At 70.6% G+C, this 18601-nt stretch carries 15 protein-coding genes and 1 pseudogene; 7 read left to right on the forward strand and 9 right to left on the reverse strand.

All coding sequences use genetic code 11. The features are described from left to right. Window positions 1-191: 191 nt before the first annotated feature. Window positions 192-608 (reverse strand): annotated as a pseudogene (locus tag ACGGAQ_RS13030) (transposase); the annotation flags it as partial. A gap of 609 nt (window positions 609-1217) precedes the next feature. On the opposite strand from ACGGAQ_RS13030, the gene ACGGAQ_RS13035 reads away from it, so the two are divergent. Next, window positions 1218-3053 (forward strand): ABC transporter ATP-binding protein, encoded by a 1836-nt coding sequence (locus tag ACGGAQ_RS13035; protein ID WP_393048031.1) that lies wholly within the window; start codon window positions 1218-1220, stop codon window positions 3051-3053. Here the strand turns inward: ACGGAQ_RS13035 and ACGGAQ_RS13040 are convergent. Beyond that, on the reverse strand, window positions 3017-6013 hold the full coding sequence (locus tag ACGGAQ_RS13040) for a BTAD domain-containing putative transcriptional regulator (RefSeq protein ID WP_393048035.1): 2997 nt from the start codon (window positions 6011-6013) through the stop codon (window positions 3017-3019). The two genes, ACGGAQ_RS13035 and ACGGAQ_RS13040, sit on opposite strands and share 37 nt — an antisense overlap. Window positions 6014-6175: 162 nt before the next feature. Between ACGGAQ_RS13040 and ACGGAQ_RS13045 the strand changes: the two genes are divergently transcribed. Both ACGGAQ_RS13045 and ACGGAQ_RS13050 read left to right on the forward strand, forming a co-directional pair. Beyond that, entirely contained in the window at window positions 6176-6361 is a 186-nt protein-coding gene (locus tag ACGGAQ_RS13045) for a hypothetical protein (protein WP_393048038.1), read from the forward strand. Window positions 6362-6445: 84 nt separating this feature from the next. After that, a complete protein-coding gene (locus ACGGAQ_RS13050; RefSeq protein WP_393048041.1) occupies window positions 6446-7033 on the forward strand; it encodes a hypothetical protein in 588 nt (195 codons plus the stop codon). Here ACGGAQ_RS13050 and ACGGAQ_RS13055 read toward each other — a convergent pair. Beyond that, window positions 6986-7438 (reverse strand): S26 family signal peptidase, encoded by a 453-nt coding sequence (locus ACGGAQ_RS13055; RefSeq protein ID WP_393048044.1) that lies wholly within the window; start codon window positions 7436-7438, stop codon window positions 6986-6988. The genes ACGGAQ_RS13050 and ACGGAQ_RS13055 overlap by 48 nt on opposite strands. A gap of 75 nt (window positions 7439-7513) precedes the next feature. On the opposite strand from ACGGAQ_RS13055, the gene ACGGAQ_RS13060 reads away from it, so the two are divergent. Together ACGGAQ_RS13060 and ACGGAQ_RS13065 are read left to right on the forward strand one after the other, a co-directional pair. Further along, window positions 7514-8062 carry a MauE/DoxX family redox-associated membrane protein gene (locus ACGGAQ_RS13060; protein ID WP_393048047.1) on the forward strand — a complete coding sequence of 183 codons (549 nt, stop codon included), beginning with the start codon at window positions 7514-7516 and terminating at the stop codon, window positions 8060-8062. Window positions 8063-8376: 314 nt separating this feature from the next. Next, complete coding sequence (locus tag ACGGAQ_RS13065) at window positions 8377-11736, forward strand: S8 family serine peptidase (protein ID WP_393048050.1); 3360 nt, start codon at window positions 8377-8379, stop codon at window positions 11734-11736. 387 nt (window positions 11737-12123) lie between these two features. Here the strand turns inward: ACGGAQ_RS13065 and ACGGAQ_RS13070 are convergent, their stop codons facing one another. After that, window positions 12124-13092: a hypothetical protein gene (locus tag ACGGAQ_RS13070; RefSeq protein ID WP_393048053.1), complete on the reverse strand. Its 969-nt coding sequence runs from the start codon at window positions 13090-13092 to the stop codon at window positions 12124-12126. A 271-nt stretch (window positions 13093-13363) separates the two neighbouring features. On the opposite strand from ACGGAQ_RS13070, the gene ACGGAQ_RS13075 reads away from it, so the two are divergent. Beyond that, the gene (locus tag ACGGAQ_RS13075; RefSeq protein ID WP_393048056.1) at window positions 13364-14182 is read left to right on the forward strand and encodes an MOSC domain-containing protein; all 819 of its coding nucleotides are present in this window, start codon (window positions 13364-13366) and stop codon (window positions 14180-14182) included. A 97-nt stretch (window positions 14183-14279) separates the two neighbouring features. Next, window positions 14280-14732: a hypothetical protein gene (locus ACGGAQ_RS13080; protein WP_393048058.1), complete on the forward strand. Its 453-nt coding sequence runs from the start codon at window positions 14280-14282 to the stop codon at window positions 14730-14732. A gap of 46 nt (window positions 14733-14778) precedes the next feature. Here ACGGAQ_RS13080 and ACGGAQ_RS13085 read toward each other — a convergent pair whose 3' ends face one another. The 5 genes from ACGGAQ_RS13085 to ACGGAQ_RS13105 all read right to left on the reverse strand — a co-directional run bounded on the left by ACGGAQ_RS13085 (window position 14779) and on the right by ACGGAQ_RS13105 (window position 18588). Continuing rightward, window positions 14779-15060, reverse strand: coding sequence for a YrhB domain-containing protein (locus ACGGAQ_RS13085; RefSeq protein ID WP_393048060.1), 282 nt, complete (start codon window positions 15058-15060; stop codon window positions 14779-14781). A 387-nt stretch (window positions 15061-15447) separates the two neighbouring features. Further along, entirely contained in the window at window positions 15448-15864 is a 417-nt protein-coding gene (locus tag ACGGAQ_RS13090) for a hypothetical protein (RefSeq protein ID WP_393048063.1), read from the reverse strand. Between the two features lie 141 nt (window positions 15865-16005). Further along, a complete protein-coding gene (locus ACGGAQ_RS13095) occupies window positions 16006-17151 on the reverse strand; it encodes a hypothetical protein (protein ID WP_393048065.1) in 1146 nt (381 codons plus the stop codon). Next, window positions 17148-17720, reverse strand: coding sequence for an RNA polymerase sigma factor (locus ACGGAQ_RS13100; RefSeq protein WP_393048068.1), 573 nt, complete (start codon window positions 17718-17720; stop codon window positions 17148-17150). The genes ACGGAQ_RS13095 and ACGGAQ_RS13100 overlap by 4 nt, the downstream gene beginning before the upstream one ends. A gap of 259 nt (window positions 17721-17979) precedes the next feature. Further along, window positions 17980-18588 (reverse strand): TetR/AcrR family transcriptional regulator, encoded by a 609-nt coding sequence (locus tag ACGGAQ_RS13105; protein WP_393048071.1) that lies wholly within the window; start codon window positions 18586-18588, stop codon window positions 17980-17982. Window positions 18589-18601 lie beyond the last annotated feature (13 nt).

Consider the following 18601-nt stretch of genomic DNA (forward strand, 5'->3'; position numbering starts at 1 on the left):
CGCCGAAGAGGTCACGCTGTTCGCCACGGTCGCGGTTCCGCCGGCGGCGGCCCCGGTCACCGGCAGCGTCCGCGGCGCAACGAGCCCCGATGCGGTAGCCGGGAGCTATCTCGTCGTCCTCAAGGACGGGCAGCGACTGGACCGGGCCAGCGCCAAGACGCTGACCTCTCGGTACGGCGGCAACGTGGCGTCTGATGAGCACGGGCGAGCACCGCCACGGCCTGCACTAGCTCACTATCCGCCAGTAGAGCCCGGTGCGCGTGGGCGTCGGTGCGCAGGATGTTGGCCAGCACCATCGCGTCGACGTGGTCGGACTTCCGCGAGACCGTGTACCGCTCCCGGTAGCGGACCACCGCCATCGGATTGATCGAGTACACCCGGCGCCCGGACGCGCGCAGGGCCGCGACCAGCAGCCCACGCGGGGTCTCGATCGCCACCGGGATCGGCTCATCGGCACTGTCACCGGCCACGGCGAGCATATCGACCAGCGAGGTGAACCCATCCAGGTCGTCGCTGATGCGGCGCCTGTCGACCAGTTGGCCGTGCTCGTCGACCAGGGCGATGTCGTGGTGCCGCTCGGACCAGTCGATGCCGCAGAACACCTTCAACCTCTTACTCCTTCCTCGTGACCTGAGCAGACCCTGGCGGAAACGCGCGGCGCCCTAATGACGAGGCTCTGTGGCCTACCCTCCGATGAGCCGTTCGCGATTCCAACGACCCGCACGGTTCCGGTCTTCGCGTTCAGAGCTCGTCGGCTCCCGGTTCGCGAGGTGTGTGCCGTGCGGGCGGGCTGCAACCACGATCAACATGCTGCCTCAAGCCACAGCGGTGATCCGGACACGCCGCCCGCCGGTCTTGCACGAGGCCTCACCGGCCCAGAGGTGTGCAGGCGTGTACTCGACGAGCCGGACCACCACCGCCAACGGCCCGTCGCCACCCACGCTGCCGATCTTTTTGGAGACCTTCGAAGGTCGGGTAACGGGCAGGCATCCCGCGAGCCGCGACGGGTCGTTCGGGATTCATTAGGTAACGGGCAGTCCCCGCGCGGGGCGGCCCAGGTCGCCATGAAGTCGTCCTGACCATCGCCGTTCCCGGCCACAGCGCATGCGTCTGCTGGGGGGAGTCACCCGCCGGGCTCGGCCGGACGGTACCGCTCGGGTTGGGTGCTGTACCGACGCTGTAGCTGCTCCTGGAGGTGGCGTCCGTACCCTCTCGACATGATCAGCATCGCCCGGGCAACGCGGGCCGTCGCCGTGGTCTGGCGGGGCGGGCGGGCCAACCTGGCGGGGTACGTCGTTCTCGCGCCGATCGCGGGTGTTCTGCCGGTGCTGGCGGCCTGGCTTACCAAGCTCGTCCTCGACCGGTTGGTGAACGGCTCGGGCGGCGGGATTCTCGGGGTGACGTCCATGCTGGCGGGGGTCTCCGTCGGCCTTGCCCTCGTGCCGCACCTGACGAACTATCTGCGGGCGGACCTTGGTCGCTCATCCGCCGTGGTCGCGCTCGACCAGCTGTACGCGGCGACTGACCGCCTCACTGGTCTGCGCCGGCTGGAGGAGCCAGCGTTTCAGGACACGCTGCGCATGGCCGAGCAGGCTGGGCGGGATGGGCCTGGCCGCTGCGTGGACGGCCTGATCGGCCTGGTGCAGGGCGCGGTTCTGTCGGTCGGCTTTCTCGGCACCCTCGTGGTGATCAGCCCGGTGATGGCCGCGCTGGTGGCGGCCGGCGGTGTACCGGTGTTGGTCGCTGAGCTCCGGCTGAGCCGGCGACGGGCGACGATGCTGTGGGAGATTGGACCGGGCCAGCGGCGCGAGATGTTCTACGCCAGCCTGTTGACCAGCCTGTCGGCGGCGAAGGAGGTGCGTCTGCTGCGGCTGAGCGGGCTGTTCCGCCGCCGGATGCTCGCCGAGTTGGGCGCGGCAGGCGCGGCACGACGGGCTCAGGAGCGCCGGGAAGTTCACGCCCAAGGGCTACTCGCGGTGCTGAGCGCGGCATTGTCCGGCGGCGGCCTGGTGTGGGTCGTCGCCACCGCCCGCTCCGGTGGGCTCACGGTAGGCGATGTGGCCATCTTCATCGGTGCCGTCGCCGGGGTGCAGAGCAGCCTGGCCACCCTGATCGACCACCTTGCCGGCCTCCACCAGGCGATGCTGCTGCTGGCGCACTACGAGCAGGTCGTCACCTGCCCACCGGATCTGCCGGAGCCGGCCCGGCCGCAGTCGGTCACGCCTCTGAGGCGGGGCATCGAGTTCCGCGACGTCTGGTTCCGCTACGGTCCGGAACACCGGTGGGTGCTGCGGGGTGTGGACCTGTTCATTCCCTGTGGACAGGCCGTGGCCCTGGTCGGCCACAACGGCGCGGGCAAGAGCACGCTGGTCAAGCTGCTGTGCCGGTTCTACGATCCGACCCGCGGGGCGGTCCTGTGGGACGGCGTCGACCTCCGCGAGCTGTCCGTCGAGGATCTGCGGGCCCGGATCGGCGCGGTGTTTCAGGACTACATGACGTACGACCTGACGGCGGCGGAGAACATCTGGCTCGGCGACGTGGACCCGGCGGGTCCGGACCACGTACGCGCCGAGGACTTCGCCCGGATCGCGGACGCCGCGCGCCGGGCCGGCATCCACGAGTCCATCGAGGGCCTACCACGCGGGTACGACACGATGCTGTCGCGGACGTTCGAACTCGACGGCGACCCGGAGGATGCCGGCGTACTGCTCTCCGGCGGGCAGTGGCAGCGGGTGGCGATCGCCCGGTCGGTGCTGCCCGTGACACGGGATCTGCTCATCCTCGACGAGCCGAGTGCGGGCCTGGACGCCGAGGCTGAGCGCGACATTCAGCTCCGGCTACGCGAGTACCGGGGCACCCGGACCAGCGTCCTCATCTCGCACCGGCTGGGCACACTGCGGGACGCCGACCAGATCGTGGCGCTGTCGGGCGGGCAGGTCGTCGAGACGGGCCGGCATGAGGACCTACTGAGGAACAACGGCGTCTACGCCACGCTGTTCCGGATGCAGGCGGCCGGCTATGTTGCGGCCGAGGCGGCAACGCCGGCCGGCTGATCCGCCCCGGCGAGGAACCTCTCGAGTACGCCGTCCCGTCGGCCGGACAGGTCGGCGAAGATCCGCTCGGCCTGTCGCGCGTGCCGGTCGGCCGCCGCCCGCTCGCCCCGGACGTCCTGGACCCGGCCGATTTGACGCAGGGCCGCTGCCTCGCCGTACCGTTCGCCGGTCGCGCGGGTCAGGGTCAGCGCCTCCTCGGCGTCCTGGTGGGCCAAGGCCGCGTCGCCGAGCCGCAGATGCACCTCGGAGCGGCTGAGCAGCGCCTCCCACTCGTCCTCCCGGTTGCCGGTCCGCCGGCACAGCCGCAGGCCGGCAGTGAGCGCCGCCAGGGCGTCTGGGTGCCGCCCGAGTTGGCTGTGCGTACGACCGAGGGCGACAAGCGTGATCGCCTCCCCGACGGCGTCCTCGTGCTCGCGCCGCATCGTCAGGCAGCGGGTCAGGTGTTCGTTGGCGGCCGGAAAGTTGCCCAGCTCGAACTCGATCTCGGCCAGGTTGTGCAGGGCCATCGCGAGCCACACCGGCTTCGCGTCGGCGAGGAGCCCGACCGCCGCCCGGACCAGGCCCGCAGCCCGCCGAGGAGAGCCTGTGCGCTGGTGGAACCAGCCGAGGTTCTGTAGCGCCCGCCCCTCACCCTCGCGATCACCGAGTCGGCGCCACAGCTCAAGCGCCGACTCCAACACACCACACGCCGCCTCCGGCGATCCCGTACGCCAGTGCAGTGTCGCCCGCAGCGCGAGCACCGCGGCCCGGGCGGCAGTGTCGTCGATGACTGCCGTCGCCCGTTCGCAGACCGCGACCAGGGCGTCCGCCTCCACCCACCGGCTGTGTTTCTGCAGCCACACCGCCAGCGACGGGATCGCCTCCACGCACAGCCGGCTCAGCTGTGGTGCGGCGTCGCATGCCTGCCCTGCCGCCGCGAGGATCCCGGTCAACTCGCCGTCGACCCAGCGGACGGCGTCGTCGAGCGTGCACAGCTCCACGATTGTCGGTCCGATGGCGAGGTCGCTTGCCCGATGCGGGCGTAACAACTGCCCCGCGCGCAGCACCGTGGTCAGGTACGCGGCGAGTCCGCGGCATACCGCGTCGTGGCGGTCGACGGCCGGGTCCGTCTCCTCGGCCAGCTCCGCGCCGTACACCCGAAGCAAGTCGTGGAACACGAACCGGGTCGGCCCGATCGCGTACATCAGATGCATGTCGGCGAGCCGGTCCAGCAGTGTCAGGGCACGCCGTTCGGGCACGCCGATCGTGACCGCGGCGAGGCGCGCCGGTATCTCCGGCACCCGCAGCAGCGACAGTGCCCGGAACGCGGCGGCGGCCGCGCGGTCGTCCGGATCGGCGCTGTCGAGCAGTTGGCGATAGCTGTTCCAGAAGCTGGATCGGATGGCGAGGTCGTCCGCGCGCAGCTCGTCGAGGCGTTCCCGCTCGTTGTCCAGGCGATCCGCCAGCACGCCGACGGACCAGTCGGGGCGGGCCGCCAGCCGGGCGCCGGCGATGCGCAGCGCCAGCGGGTACCCGTCACACAGCAGCACGAGGCGGGTAGCCGCCGCGGGGTCGGCCGCCGCCCGTCTGTCACCGCTGAAGACGTCGAGGAGTTGGCGAGCGTCCGCGTCGCTGAGCCGGTCCAGCCGGATCCGGAGCGCGTCCAGGGTACTCGTCGGCCGGCGGCTGGTGATGAGGACCGCGCAGTGCGGGCCGGCCGGTAGCAGGGGCCGGATCTGCTGGGCGCCGTCCGCGCCGTCTAGAACGATGAGCAGACGACGGGCGGCGGTCTCCGACCGGAGCCGCGCGGTGGCCTCGGCCAGTTGCAGCGGCACGTCCCAGGCCGGTACGCCGAGCGCGCGCAGCAGCTGACCCAGTGCGGCCAGCGGTTCGACGCTCGGCATGTCAGGGGCCCCGCCGTGCAGGTCGAGGTAGAGCTGACCGTCGGGATAGTGCCTCGCGAGCCGGTGCGCGGCGCGTACCGCTAGGGTCGTCTTGCCCACGCCACCCGGGCCGTGCAGCACGACCACCGCCGGTCCCGTTCCCGTCCGGGTCGCCGGGACGCAGGCGTGCGCGATGTCGCGCAGCTCGTCGCTTCGGCCGACGAAGGCCGCCGGGTCCGGCGGCAGTTGCCGTGGTGGCTCGGTTGGACTGAACAGCATCCCCGTCGCGCGGGCGGGTTGCGGATCCGCCGTACTGCTTCCGTTTTCGGGTAGGGACAGTTCCGGAGCGCGGCGCAGGATCGCCTGGTGCAGCCGGGACAGATCCGCTCCGGGTTCCAGGCCGAGCTGGTCGGCGAAGACCGCACGAGTCTCCGCGTACGTGGACAGGGCCGCCGGTACGTCACCGGACCGGTACAGCGCCAGCATGAGGTGCTGCCGCAGTCGCTCCCGGTACGGGTGTACGGCGAGCAGCAGTCGCAGCTCGCCGGTCACCGCGGCGTGCTCGCCGAGCGCGAGGCGTGCCTGGATCAGATCCTCGACCAGCGACAGGTGTTGCTCCTCCAGCAGGGTGATCCGGGCGGCGAGTTCGGGTCCCGCGCGGACGTCCTCGGCCGGCCGGCCCCGCCACAGGTCCAGCGCCTCGCGGAACCGCACCGTGGCGCTCTGGTGGTCAGCCCTGGCCAGGGCCGTGCGGCCCAGCTCGATCGCGGTCTGGAAGCGGTGCAGGTCCAGCTCGTCCGGGTCGACCCGCAGCTGGTACCCGGCGGCGCTGGCAACCAGACGGTCACCGCCGGTTGTCTCCCCGTCGAGGTCGCTCAGCAGCCGGCGTAGCCCACTCGCGTAGGTGCGCAGGTTCGCAACGGCCGAGTCCGGCGGTTGATCCCACAACTCTCCGGTGAGGCGGTCCAACGACACGCGCTCGTTGGCCGACAGCAACAGGGCAGCCAGCATCGCCCGCTGCTTCTGCGGGCCCACCGGGAGGGCACGCCCGGCGGAGGTGATTCGGAGTGGGCCGAGCAACTGGAATCGCGAGCTCACGGCGCCACGACCATGATCCGGTCCCTCACGGCCGCCACCTTAGGAACGACATACGACAATCCGCAAGATCTCGCACGAGACAGTTGTATCGAAGCTGTAGGTCGCTGTGTAGGAGGTCCGCCTACCGTCCAGCATCAATCTAGATCATGAAGGGAGAAGCAGATGACCCGTCACGTCGGCGCACTGGCGGACCGGTTCTTGGCAATGATGCTGCCCAAGACCACCGCCTCGGCCGTCTGTCAGCCGTCCTGCACGAACACCCCGATGTGCTGCCGGTTCACCGAGACCCGGTTCAAGTGGCGCACCTGCAACAGCACCTGTGCGTGCTGGTGGGGTACGGACTGCTGAGCGACACCCCATCGAAGCGTCGCGGCCGGGTGCCGCCCGGCCGCGACGCGCTAGTGCCCTCTTCCGTCGTCAGGAGCGAAAACCATGCCGATAGTCGTCGCCGTGCTCGTTGTACTCACCACCCTCACGCTGCTGAATCTGCTGCTCATCTTCGGCATCCTGCGGCGGCTGCGCGAGCACACGCAGGAATTGGCCCGCGCACGCCCACCGGTGACCCTCCCGGTCGGCGCGGCGGTGCCAGACTTCACCGTCCCGACCGCCACCGACGACGTCGTGTCCCTCGCCTCGATGCGGGCGGCAGGCGGCCTGGTGGCCTTCCTCGCTCCGGACTGTTCCGGCTGCCAGGAACAGTTGCCGGCGGCGCGGGCGGCGCTCGCCGAAGCGCTCGACACCCCAAGGGCGGTGCTCATCGTGCTCACCCGACTGCGCCCAGCACCCGACCGTGACGACCAGGAGCGCGCCGAGCTGCTGTCGGCGTTGGACGTACTCGACAGTCGGGCCGCCATCGTCCACGAGCCGCTCGACGGGCCGCTCCAGTCGGCCTTCCAGGTTGCCGCGTTCCCGGCGTTCTACCTGGTCGACGTCGACGCTCGGGTGGCTGGGGTCAGCAACAGCGCCAGTGAGCTATCCAGCCTGATCCCGGGGCGCGACGTCGTGCCCGCTGGGCGATGACGCCAGGGCGGCGCGCAGCCGTCGGATGACCACGCCCCGCACCAGCTCCGACGGAAGCGCGCCGAAGGCCCGCGAGTCGAGGCTGTGCCGCGGAGCGTCACCGAGGACGTAGACCTGTCCCGCCGGCAAAGCCGCCACCCGTTTGACCATCAACTGGGTCGCCGCGTCGGCGTCGCCCGCGGTGATCCTGATGCCGGGCGGCGGCAGGCAGACGACGACGGCGCCGACTCGCAGACGACGCCGGAATCCCCGCCGGAGCACGAGGAGCTGGTCGCCCTGTCGATACGTCGGGGTCATGCTGTCACCGTTGACCCCGACCACCTGCAGCAGGGCACGGGCCCCCAACACGGCGACCCCGAGCGCCACCAGCGAGCCGGCGATGATCAGCGGAGCAGGTCCATGCACCGCACCACCGTAGCGGAGCGAACCGCCCCGCCGGCCGGGCCCGCACCCCGGTGCCGGCCGGCAACGAGGAGAGACATGTCGTACCTGTTGGTGTTCTGCCGTTGCCTGCTCGCGCTGGTCTTCCTAGCCTCGGCCGCCAGCAAGCTTCGGGGGCCAACCGCGTTCCGGGCCTTTGCCGACTCGCTACGGATGATGCGCCTGCTGCCAGAACGGGTGGTCGTCCCGGTCGCGGCGGCGGTCGCGGTGACCGAGGCGGTCGTGCCCGTGCTGCTGGTACCGCTGCCCATCGCCGCGGTGACCACGGCCGCGTTCACCGTTGCGGCAGCGCTGTTAGCGACGTTCACGGTGGCGGTCGCGGCGGTTCTCGACCGCGGCACGCCCGCGTCCTGCAGGTGCTTTGGCGGGACCGCCGCTTCGTTTGGCCGGCACCACCTCGCCCGCAACGTCGTGCTGAGCGTGTTCGCCGGGATCGGCGCGTATGCGTCACTCGGCGACCCTGCGGTGACCACCCGGACAGTCGTGCTGGCCGCTCCGCTGGGCGCGGTGGCCACGCTCATCGTCATCCGCCTGGACGACCTCGCCGCGTTGTTTGCGCCGCTGACCCCGCCGAGAGGCTTCGGCTGAACCCGCCGGGTCTGCCCGGGCAAGCGGCCGGACGGCACCTCGACGCGGTCTGTGAACGGTGACGTTGTCCATAGAGGCGGTGATCATCTCGGCGGCCAGCTCCGGCTTGGTGGCGAACTCCACCTCGTCGTGCACCCCGGCATTCACCAGCGCGCCGCCGCGCAGCACGGGACGGCTCATCGGTTCCTCCTCGGCGGCGAGAGGGAGAGCTAGCCCGGCCACGCCGGCGAGCCGAGGGTCGTGAAGATTTCTTACGCGAATGACCACTAGCATCGAAGCATTCCTACTTTTTGATACGGATACGGGGAGGAAGCATGGGTAGTGGAAGAGGGCTGGCCGCCTGGCTCATCGTCACCGGCCTCGGCGCCACGCTGCTCGCGGCTCCGGCGGCCGGCGCGCGGGCGACGCCGGCGCCGCCGGGCGGGGCCGCCGCGCCCGCGGGTCGTACGGTGACCTTGCTCAGCGGCGATCGCGTGCTGCTGACCGACGACGGGCGGGCCAGCGTCGAGCGGCGGCCGGGACGCGAGCACATGCGGTTCGTGTCGTACCGCGACGCCGCCCGGCACCTGCACGTGATCCCGGCGGACGCGCTGCCGCTGCTGCGGGCCGGCCGGCTGGACGACCGGCTCTTCGACGTCAGCGCGCTGGGCGACTTCGGCTACGACGACGGCCGGGCCGACCTGCCGCTGATCGTCACGTACCAGGGGGACGCCGCGCGGGCCTCGGCCCGGTCGACCCTGGTGGGCACCAGCGTGAGCCGCGAGCTGCCGGCGATGGACGCGCTCGCGGTCCGCGCCCCGAAGTCGAACACCGCCCCGCTGTGGCGGAGCCTCACGGCCGGCGGCACCGCGACCCGGAGCCTGGGTGGCGGCGTCGCCAAGGTCTGGCTGGACGGGCTGCGCGCGCCGACGCTCGACGTCAGCGTGCCGCAGATCGGCGCGCCCACGGCCTGGCAGGCCGGCTACGACGGCACCGGCGTACGCGTGGCGGTGCTGGACACCGGCATCGACGCCACCCACCCGGACCTGGCCGGCAAGGTGATCACCACGCGGAACTTCACCGATGGTACCGAGGACGACCGGGACCTGGTGGGGCACGGCACCCACGTGGCCGCCACCATCGCCGGCAGCGGCGCGGCGTCGCAGGGCCGCTACCGGGGCGTCGCGCCCGGCGCGCGGCTGCTCGACGGCAAGGTCTGCGTGGACGGCGGCTGCGCCGAGTCGTGGATCCTCGCGGGCATGGAGTGGGCCGCCGCCGAGCAGCGCGCCCCGATCGTCAACATGAGCCTGGGCGGACCCGACACGCCCGGAACGGACCCGCTGGAGGAGGCGGTCCAGCGCCTCGGCGACCGGTACGGCACCCTCTTCGTGGTCGCGGCCGGCAACGACGGCGGCGAGGCGTCGGTCGGCTCCCCGGCGAGCGCGGACGCCGCGCTGGCCGTGGCCGCGGTGGACGCCGACGACCGGTTGGCCGAGTTCTCCAACCGAGGGCCGCGCGCCGACGACCTGGCGCTCAAGCCGGACATCTCCGCCCCGGGGGTCGACATCACGGCGGCCAACAGCAAGGACGGGGCGCTCGGCGAGCCGGGTGAGGCGTACACCACGCTCTCCGGTACGTCGATGGCGACCCCGCACGTGGCCGGCGCGGCGGCGCTGCTCGCCCAGCGCCACCCGGACTGGTCCGGGACCTCGCTCAAGTCCACGCTGATGGGATCGGCCAAGCCCAGCAGCCCCATCGACCTGCTCGGGCAGGGCGCCGGCCGGGTCGACGTGGCCGCGGCGATCGACCGGAGCGTCACCGCCGCCCCGGCCAGCGTCAGCGTTCCCCTGCAGGAGTGGCCGCACGACGACGACGCGCCGGTGACCAGTACCGTCACCTACCACAACCACGGCGGCGCCGCCGTCACGCTCGCCCTGACCTGGCAGGCGACCGGTCCGGAGGGCGTGCCGGCCCCCGCCGGCATGTTCGCCCTCGACCGGCAGAGCGTCGTCGTGCCCGCCGGCGGCGACGCGACGGTCCGGCTCACCACCGACACGAGGACCGGGTCGCGGGTCGGCCGCTTCGACGGGTACCTGACCGCGTCCGGCGCCGGGCAGACGGTACGAACCCCGTTCGGGGTCGAGCGGGAGTCCGAGCGCTACCCGCTCACCCTGGTGCACACCGCGCGCTCGGGCGTACCAGCGACGAACTACAGCGACATCGTTTACCGGCTCGACACGTTCGACTCGTACCCCCTGGACGGCTCGGGCGGCACCGAGGAGATCCGCCTGCCCAAGGGGCGCTACGCGGTCTTCTCGGCCATCTTCGAGGGCCAAGAGGAGGCACTCAGCTCCACCCTGCTCGCCCAGCCGCAGCTCGACCTGACGGGCGCGCAGACCGTGGTCCTGGACGCGCGACTGGCGAAGCCCGTGAACGTCACCGTCGTCAACCCGGCCGCGCGCGGGGTCTGGGGCGAGTTCAGCGCCCGGACCAGGGCGGCCGACCTGCCGGGCATCTCGCTGGAGATGAACATGGGCAGCCTCTCCGGCTTCGACCGGGCCTACACCGGCCAGGTCGGCCCGGACCAGGGCGTGGACGGCTTCTCCGCCAAGATCAACGGCGTGCTGGCCCAGCCGAAGCCCGACGGCAGTCTCGGCGACAGCCCGTTCGCCTACCACCTCGCCTGGTTCCGCACCGGACGGATGTTCGACGGGTTCGAGCGCCGGCTCACCCCCGGGAACCTCGCCACCGTACGCGAGAGCTACGCCGCGCAGGGCGCGGGCACCGTCGGTACGACGACGGCGGCCGCGAAGGTGGCCGGTCTGGACGGCAACTTCACCTCGGTGATCCTGCCGATCCCCCTGCCGTTCACGCGCACCGAGTACTTCAGCACAGACGGCGGGGTCCGGTGGACCAAGATCTTCCAGGAGGGGCTGCCCGCGCCCGGGCTGCCCAGGCCCCAGGCCACGGCGGAGCAGCCCGACACGGCGTACCGGGCCGGGCAGAGCCTCGACGAGCGGTGGAACCGGGGCGTCTTCGGGCCCTCGCTCGCCGGGCCGGGCGATCCGTCCGAGTGGGTGAGCCGGCAGGGCGACACGATCCTCGCCGCGCCGCCGGTCTTCAGCGACGGCTCGGGACGGCTCGTCTCCGGCCGCGTGACGAGCCCGCACATCGCCCTCTACCGGGACGGCAAGCTGCTCACCGAGGCGGCCGCGCTGGGCGGGGAGTTCCCCGTGCCGGCCGGCGACGCGAGCTATCGGCTCCAGGTCGACGTCCAGCGGGCCACGCCGTTCACCCTCACCACCCAGCAGAGCGTGGCGTGGACGTTCCGCTCGGCACACGTCGCCGGCGACCAGCCGATGCGGCTGCCGCTGTCGGTACTGCGGTTCACCCCCGCGCTGGACGAGCGCAATGCCGCGCCGACCGGCGTGACGTATCGGGTGCCGGTCGCCGTCGAGACGCAGCCCGGCTCGGCGGTCGGCCCGCTCCAGCGCCCGACCGTCGAGGCGTCGTTCGACGACGGCCAGACGTGGCGGTTGGCGCCGACGCTCGGCGAGCCGGGCAACTGGTACGCGTTGGTTCCGCACCCCGGCGCCGACGGGTACGTCTCGCTGCGCGCCAGGGCGGCCGACCCAGCCGGTAATGCGGTGAAACAGACCGTCATCCGGGCGTACCGGATCAGCGCCGGCGGCTGAGGCCGAGGGAGCGGCGCGCGGGGCGGCGTACCGACGGTACGCCGCCCCGCGCACGGCGGTCACGTGCCGTCGTGGCCCGCCCCGGACCTGTCGACGCGCGGCGACCCGCTACGCCAGAGCAGGCGGTCGGGCGCGCACGCCCACCCGGATCGGTGGCACGGGATGGCGGCACTCGTGCGGGTCGTCACCATGCTCGTGGCGTACGCCCCCGCCCAGGGCGCAGCCGGCGGGAACCCCGAAGCAGGCGGCGAGGGCTGCAGAGCGGTGACGGTAGGGACGCCGAGGAGGGTACGGAGTTCGTCGGCGGTGACGCGGTCCCCGGGGGGCCAGCTCGCGGGCGAGGCCGGCGTAGAGGACACGGCCGAGGGGTTCGCGGTCGCCGAGGGCTCAGTGGAAGGCCACGTCGTACAGGCGCGCCTTGTAGAACTCCGCGCCGTAGGACAGGGACCGCGTGAAGGACCGGGCACCCGCCGCATCGAAGAACTGCACGGTCGGGCTGACCCAGTTTCGGGTGTCCCCGTGATAGGTCGAGCCGGTGGCCTGCACCCAGAACCGCTCACCCGAGCTGTGCTGGGAGTAGGACTTCACCGCGTTGTCCCCGTATGCCTCGGTGACCGCGTACGTGGTCTTGTTGATGGTCATGACCTTGCTGCCGTCCGTGGCCAGCAGCACGCTGCCGTCGGAGTAGCTGGCGTCGAGGCTGTGCCCGAGGTGCGCCCCGATCGGGATGGACCGGGCCAGCGACAGCCGGGTGCTGCGATAGGTCCCTGACACGGTGTAGACGCGGGCGTAGTCCTGCCCGATCGCCCACAGCCGGCCGGAGGCGTCGTCCCACCAGACGCCGTGCGCACCGGGGAAGCTGATCGTCTGGACCAGGGCGAGCGTGCTCGGATCGCTGACCACGGTGGGGCCGTAGAGGTGGAGATAGCCGCCGGAGGCGGCGACCACGATCGCGCCGATGTTGGGTATCCGCTCGATGGCGTGCGGATTGTTCCCGGGCGTCGCGGACCAGAGCAGGTCATTCAGCTCCTGCGCCGCCTCGGTGGTCTTGTTCACCATGCCGACCTTGCCGCCGGACGCAGTGACCAGGGCAACCGTGCCGAATGCCGCCGTGTCGCGGAATTTCACGTCGGAGAGGTTCGACCAGCCGTTCGCGGTGCCCGGGGTGAAGCTCCACTGCAGCGTGGCCGTGCTCCAGGCCGACCCGGAGGGATAGATCTGGATCTGGTTGCGGTACTGCTCGCAGATTGCCACGTCGTAGCTGACGGCTGCCTTCGCGGCGCTCCGGTCGAGCAGCGCCGCAGCCGGAGCGGCGGCGGCTGCGACCGCCGCCGTGAGGATCGTCCTTCGCCGCACGCCGACCTCCGCCATCCTCGGTCCACACTGGATTGCCCGAGTCATGGTAGCCCGCGACCGTCTCCGTGATGCCTTCGAGCCCGACGGACGATTGGTGGGGCCGCTCATTGAGGACTACCGCCATCTGGCCTCCACCTTGGGCAGGCGTTCATGGCCAACGCTGACGCCTCAGGAGACCGCCGGTAGCTACCCCACGCACCATCGGCGGCTAGAAGAGGATGCCGGCAAAATAGACGATCGTTAGGCCATCCAGACCAGGAGACACTCGATCATGCAGACGGTTGTCGCGCTCCGGCGTTACCCGCTCAAGAGCGCCCGGGGTGAGGTTCTCAAGGCGGCTGATGTCGAATCGACCGGTCTGCGCGGCGATCGGACGTGGGCCTGTATCGACTGCTCGGACGGGACGGTCGGCAGTGCCAAACACCCACGGCGATGGGGGCGTCTGTTCGATGTCGGTACGACAATGCAGGATGACGGCCCGGAGACGATGTTGACCTTGCATGTCAACGGCACGTCGCTGAGAGCCGGAAGCGCCGCGGCAGATGCCGCACTCAGCAAGCACCTGGGCCGGCCGGTGCGGCTGAGCCGGGAGCTGCCGCCCGACGCGAGGCTGCACCGGACGTTGCCTGATGAGGTCGGCATGGTGCCGGATTGGATGGACGGTGCCCGGCCCGGTCAGGAAACGATCACGGCGATCGCGGGCGCGGGGCGGGTCGGCCGTTTCGTCGACTTCGGCGCCGTTCATATTGTGACCACTGATGCGCTGTCTTTGCTGGGTGAGCGCATGGGAGGTGTCAGTGTGGCCGCGGAGCGGTTCCGCCCGAACCTGGTCATCGACGCACCGCGCGACCCCGAACCGGGGCAGGAACTACATCTGGGCGATGTCGTGCTCCGGGTGGTCCTGCCCACTCCGAGGTGCGTCATCCCCGGGCTCTCCCAGGCCGAACTGCCGGCCGACCTCTCGGTGCTGAGCGCCCTGGCCAGGCACTACCGCATCCCTGTGGCCGGGCTAGGGCGTGCGGCCTGCTTCGGGACCTATGCCGATGTTATCCAGCCAGGCCGGCTCCGACTGGGGCAGCTCGTTCACTAAGCCCCGTACCTAGTCGTCGACGCCCGGTTCGACCAACGGCTCCTAACCGCCTTGACCTGCGCACATCTCCCTGCCAGGCGACATAGAGGATATGGGCGTGAGTGAGGACCTCCTTCGTATCGTGCCGACCGTGCCGGCCTGGGTACCGGCGCAGGACGCCGCGGATACTGCGGCCGAGGTCGTCTCGGCGATGTGTCCGGGCGCGGGAGAGCTGGTCGCCTGCCAGTACGCCGAGGTTACGTTCATTGACCAGGGCGCCAACCTCAAGGCAATCGGCTGCCCGGCCTGCAAGGCTCCGCTGGATGCCGGCTGGTGGCAAGAGCGGATGGATGATGCCTATGCCACTCGCTTCGCAACACTGGACACCGTGACACCGTGCTGCAGCGCAGCCGTCTCGCTCAACGACCTGGAGTACCACTGGCCGGCCGCCTTTGCGCGATTCGAATTACTGGTTCGCAATCCAGGCCGCAGCTGGTTGTCGCCCGACGAGGCAGCGCAAGTGTCGGCCGTGCTCGGCATTACGGTTCGCCAGGTCTTCAGTCACTACTGACGACACACCGCAGCAATGCCTCCCGCCCGGCGGCCTGTCAGTGCGTTCATCCGAGAGTGGGCCGCCCCTCGGCGATCTGTTCTTCTACCGGCCGACCGGACCAGGCCAGCCACGGGTCCGCGCCGGACTTGGGCACGACCACCGGCCCGTTGCCGACCAACGCGTCGAAGATGCGGCCTGACTCGATGAAGGCGCGTGACTGGTAGCCCACAGACCATGCGGCCTCGTGCTCCCGCACACCGGTGATCACCAATTCACCGGCGCGGACCTCGCCCATGCGGTCAGCGAGGAAGGCGAGTGCGATCTCGCGAGCGTCTTGATCGGTCATGCTCGTGACCCTAACGCTGGAACGATGGTGCAGGACCGAGCCAACGCGCTGTCATCGACATGAGCGGACGCTGCCCTACCGCCTCCGAGGGACAACCCCGACGGCTTCGGGCACGCCGAAGAGGTCCGCAGCCTGAAGGGCCTGCTTAGGACATAGCCCGTGGGATCGGTGTCTCGAATGACGGAACAGCGGCGGACTCCAGCAAGCTCACCCGCAACGCACCACATCGATCTGCAGCACGCCTTTAGACGTGACCTTAGGCGAACCGGGACGTCGGCCGGCGCCAGCCGTCCCGGGAGCAGCAACGCCTGACCACTTCGACCACTACTGGGGCCGGTCCGGCTGATCTTCACTTGCCAGCTGGCTGCGGCAGGAGCCGGATCGCCACTATGCGACGCCAAGGGTGGGGACACCGGTCCGAACCGCCTCGATGAAGCCGTCAGGTGGCAGGTAGCGATGCTCTTCAACGTAGTGGCCGATCAGCGCCGGTGCAGCGAAGTTCGTTCCGTCCGCTTCGGTGAGCCAGATCTCGCCGTTCCCGTGCGCAACACCGGGAGCTTCGTAGAGCCGCATGTCGGCCCGAATCACGCGCGGAGGCTCGACCGGTGCCTGGCAGAACTGGCAGTAGTGGTAGCCACGCATGAGCCGTACTGGTTTGACGCCGAGGCTCACCAAGCGATCTCGAACGTCTGGCGGGCAGGCTCCTGTAGTAAAGGGCATGCTCGAGTCCAGCCAACCAATGGCAATGGCGTCCGGGGCGCCTGGGTAGTAGTCATAGGGCGCCAGGTCCGGGATGTGCGTCACGCGTCGATCATCGCAGTCAGGCGCGGGCCGTGCGAACAACAAAACGACGTTGCGGGCCGCCTCTGGGCGGCCCGCACCGTTATCGAACGCCGGGCGCGCTATGCCCGTCTGCCGGAATGCTGGTGGGTGGGAGTTCCCGGCCTACAGGTCGGCCTTCGTCACGCGGGAGGATTCGTACGTCGTGGAGGCCGCAGGGAGGCCCGGCACGGTGGAGACGTCCTTGACCAGCATGCCGGTCTTGGCGTCGATGGTCAGCACCTCGCTGCCCTCGCCGCCGAACACCTCGGGGCCGGCGGTGATCGTCAGGGTGGACTTGCCGTGGGTGGTCGAGTCCTTGACGCTGACCGCGGGGATGGTGGACAGCAGACGCAGCACACCGGCCCGGACCTGCGTGTTGCCGTCCCCAGCGGACAGCGCTTGGGTGCTGTACGTCCACAGGGCGTTGTCGAAGTGCCGCTGAACGGCCTGAGGGCTGTACGGCTTCGGCTCGGCGTTGCCGCCCTTCTGCTTGATAATCACCTGGGCTTCCGCCTGCTGCTTGTCCCACACTGCCTTCTGCGCTGCGGGGTCGAGGCCCACCAGCGGATCCTTGGCTGCCTTGAGCATCTGGGTCCGGCCGTCGGCCGGGCTGCTGTCCGCCGCGGCGACGGCTGCCTTGAGGAGCGGAGCGTAGCCGCCGTCCGTCATCTGGTCCTGGTGACGGGCGATCGCACGCTTGATGTCCGTCACGCTGTTGCCCGTATAGATCGCGTGACCGTCGGTGTACAGCGTGTAGACGACCTGCATGGTCTTGGTGCCGTGGGCCTGCGTCGCCTTCACCAGCCATGCGTCGCCCGCCGACGGGGTGACCGTCTTGATAGACCCGGCCAGGGTCATCAGCGGCGCGCGCTCAGCGGACCCGTCGACGGTGGTCGAGCCCGAGGTGGCGGCCGAAGAATCCTTGCCGGCCTCCGTGCCCCCCGTCACCGGCGAGTTGAGCACCACAGCGACGACTGCCGCTGCGGCGACGACCCCCGCCCCGGCGCCGATGCCAAATCGGCCCGCGATACCGATCCGGCGGCGGCGCTGAATCGCCGGGCCGGAGCCGTGGTCCGGCGTGGTTGTCGTCGTTTTCATGGCTGAAGTCGCCTCCATAGTCGTGTCCTCCGCTGATATCGCGCCCAGCAGCCGCACGGTTCCGGGGTCGGCCATAGCCGCCCGCAGTACCGCCCGCGCCCGCTGATACGCCTCCGGGCGTAGTGGTTCTGCGCTGCCCAACGCACCGACCAGATCGAGCTCGTCGGTCATCGGTGTCTCTCCTTCGCGCTGTTGCGGTCCTTGAGAAGCGCGGACACCCCCGGTGCATCGCGCAATGCCGTCCTGGCCTGGCTCAGCAGCCGCCGCGCGGTGCCGGCCGGTATGCCGAGTGCCCGCGCGGCGTCGGCTGCGGTCAGGTCCTCCCAGGCGACGAGCCTCAGGACCTCCCGCTCTTCGGGTTTGAGCCGCACCAGGGCCGACCGGAGCACCGCCCGGGCGTCCACGCCGAGGTCTATCGCCGACCACGGATCCCATCCAGTAGCCACGTCCGGCACGTCCGCGACCAGGTCCTCGGCCGGCCGGGACCGCCAGTAGCGCCGCAAGCGATTCAATGCCACCCCGTACAGCCACGGCCGCGCATCGTTGTACGACCGGTCGTACGATCGCCGCGACTCGAACGCCGCAACCCAAACCTCGCCCAAGAGGTCCTCAGCCGCATCCCGCCCCGCCCGGCGAGCGAGGTACGAACCGACGGCGGCCTCATGACGCTCGACCACCTCCACGAAGGCGTCGACATCACCATCCAGCGACCGGCCTATCAAATCGGCATCCGTAGCCATGGCCCTCCTCGGCAAAGTCCGCGCTTCAACCTGACATTGCCGATCAGGCGGAGAAGTGTTCAGGCGACGAGGTCCGACGGCAAGCGGTCGCCCAGCCAGAGGCGCCGAGAAATGGCGGCTCGCCCGAATTGGGCGCGACGACCGGGCCTACCGATCCGAGACCGCCGACCAGGTGACTGCGCAATCCAGCTAGACGGGCCGCAGACGCCCATCCCCGACCATGCCGCAACCGCGGCGCCCGCCCCAGCTGCTCTAGACCTTAGGGCCGGGGTACTGCAGCATGTCGGTTCTGGAACAGGGCGAGTTGGTGGTGGACCGCAGCTGTGACGCGGTCGTGGTCTTCCGTGGCTAGCAGGTCGAGCAGGGCGCCTCGGAGAATGGCGAGAGCAAGAGTGCGGCGGGCGGAGCCCTCCTCGCTGTCCCTCTCGCGCGGTGGCTGGCATGCGGCCAGGACGGCGAGCCAGTCGCTCACCGTGGTGGCGGCGAAGCCGCCCCACACTCCGTCGGGTTCGATCAGGGAGCGGGCGTACGCCTCGGCCCACAACTTCAGCAGCTGCCGATGCTCGTCCGCGGCGAGCCACGCCCACACGCGCTCGATGGCGGCGGTCAGGCCGATGGCCGTCGTGTTGCTCGCCGCTTGGATGTGGCCCAGCACCGCGAGTTCGTCCACCCGGGCGCGCGCCAACAACTCCTGCAACAGGCCGTCCTTGTTCCCGAACAGAAACATCAGCACCCGAGGGCTGGAGCCGATCGCCGCAGCCAGCGGACGTAGTGACAGACCAGCCAGGCCGTGCGCGAGCGAGTACCGGTAGGCGGCTTCCAGCAGTTCGATCTTCCGCGCAGACGCGGTTGTCGTCTCCTCGGACACGGGCGTAGCCTAC

It is taken from the genome of Micromonospora sp. NPDC047557, from assembly GCF_043205095.1.
In the GTDB taxonomy this organism is placed as follows: domain Bacteria; phylum Actinomycetota; class Actinomycetes; order Mycobacteriales; family Micromonosporaceae; genus Micromonospora.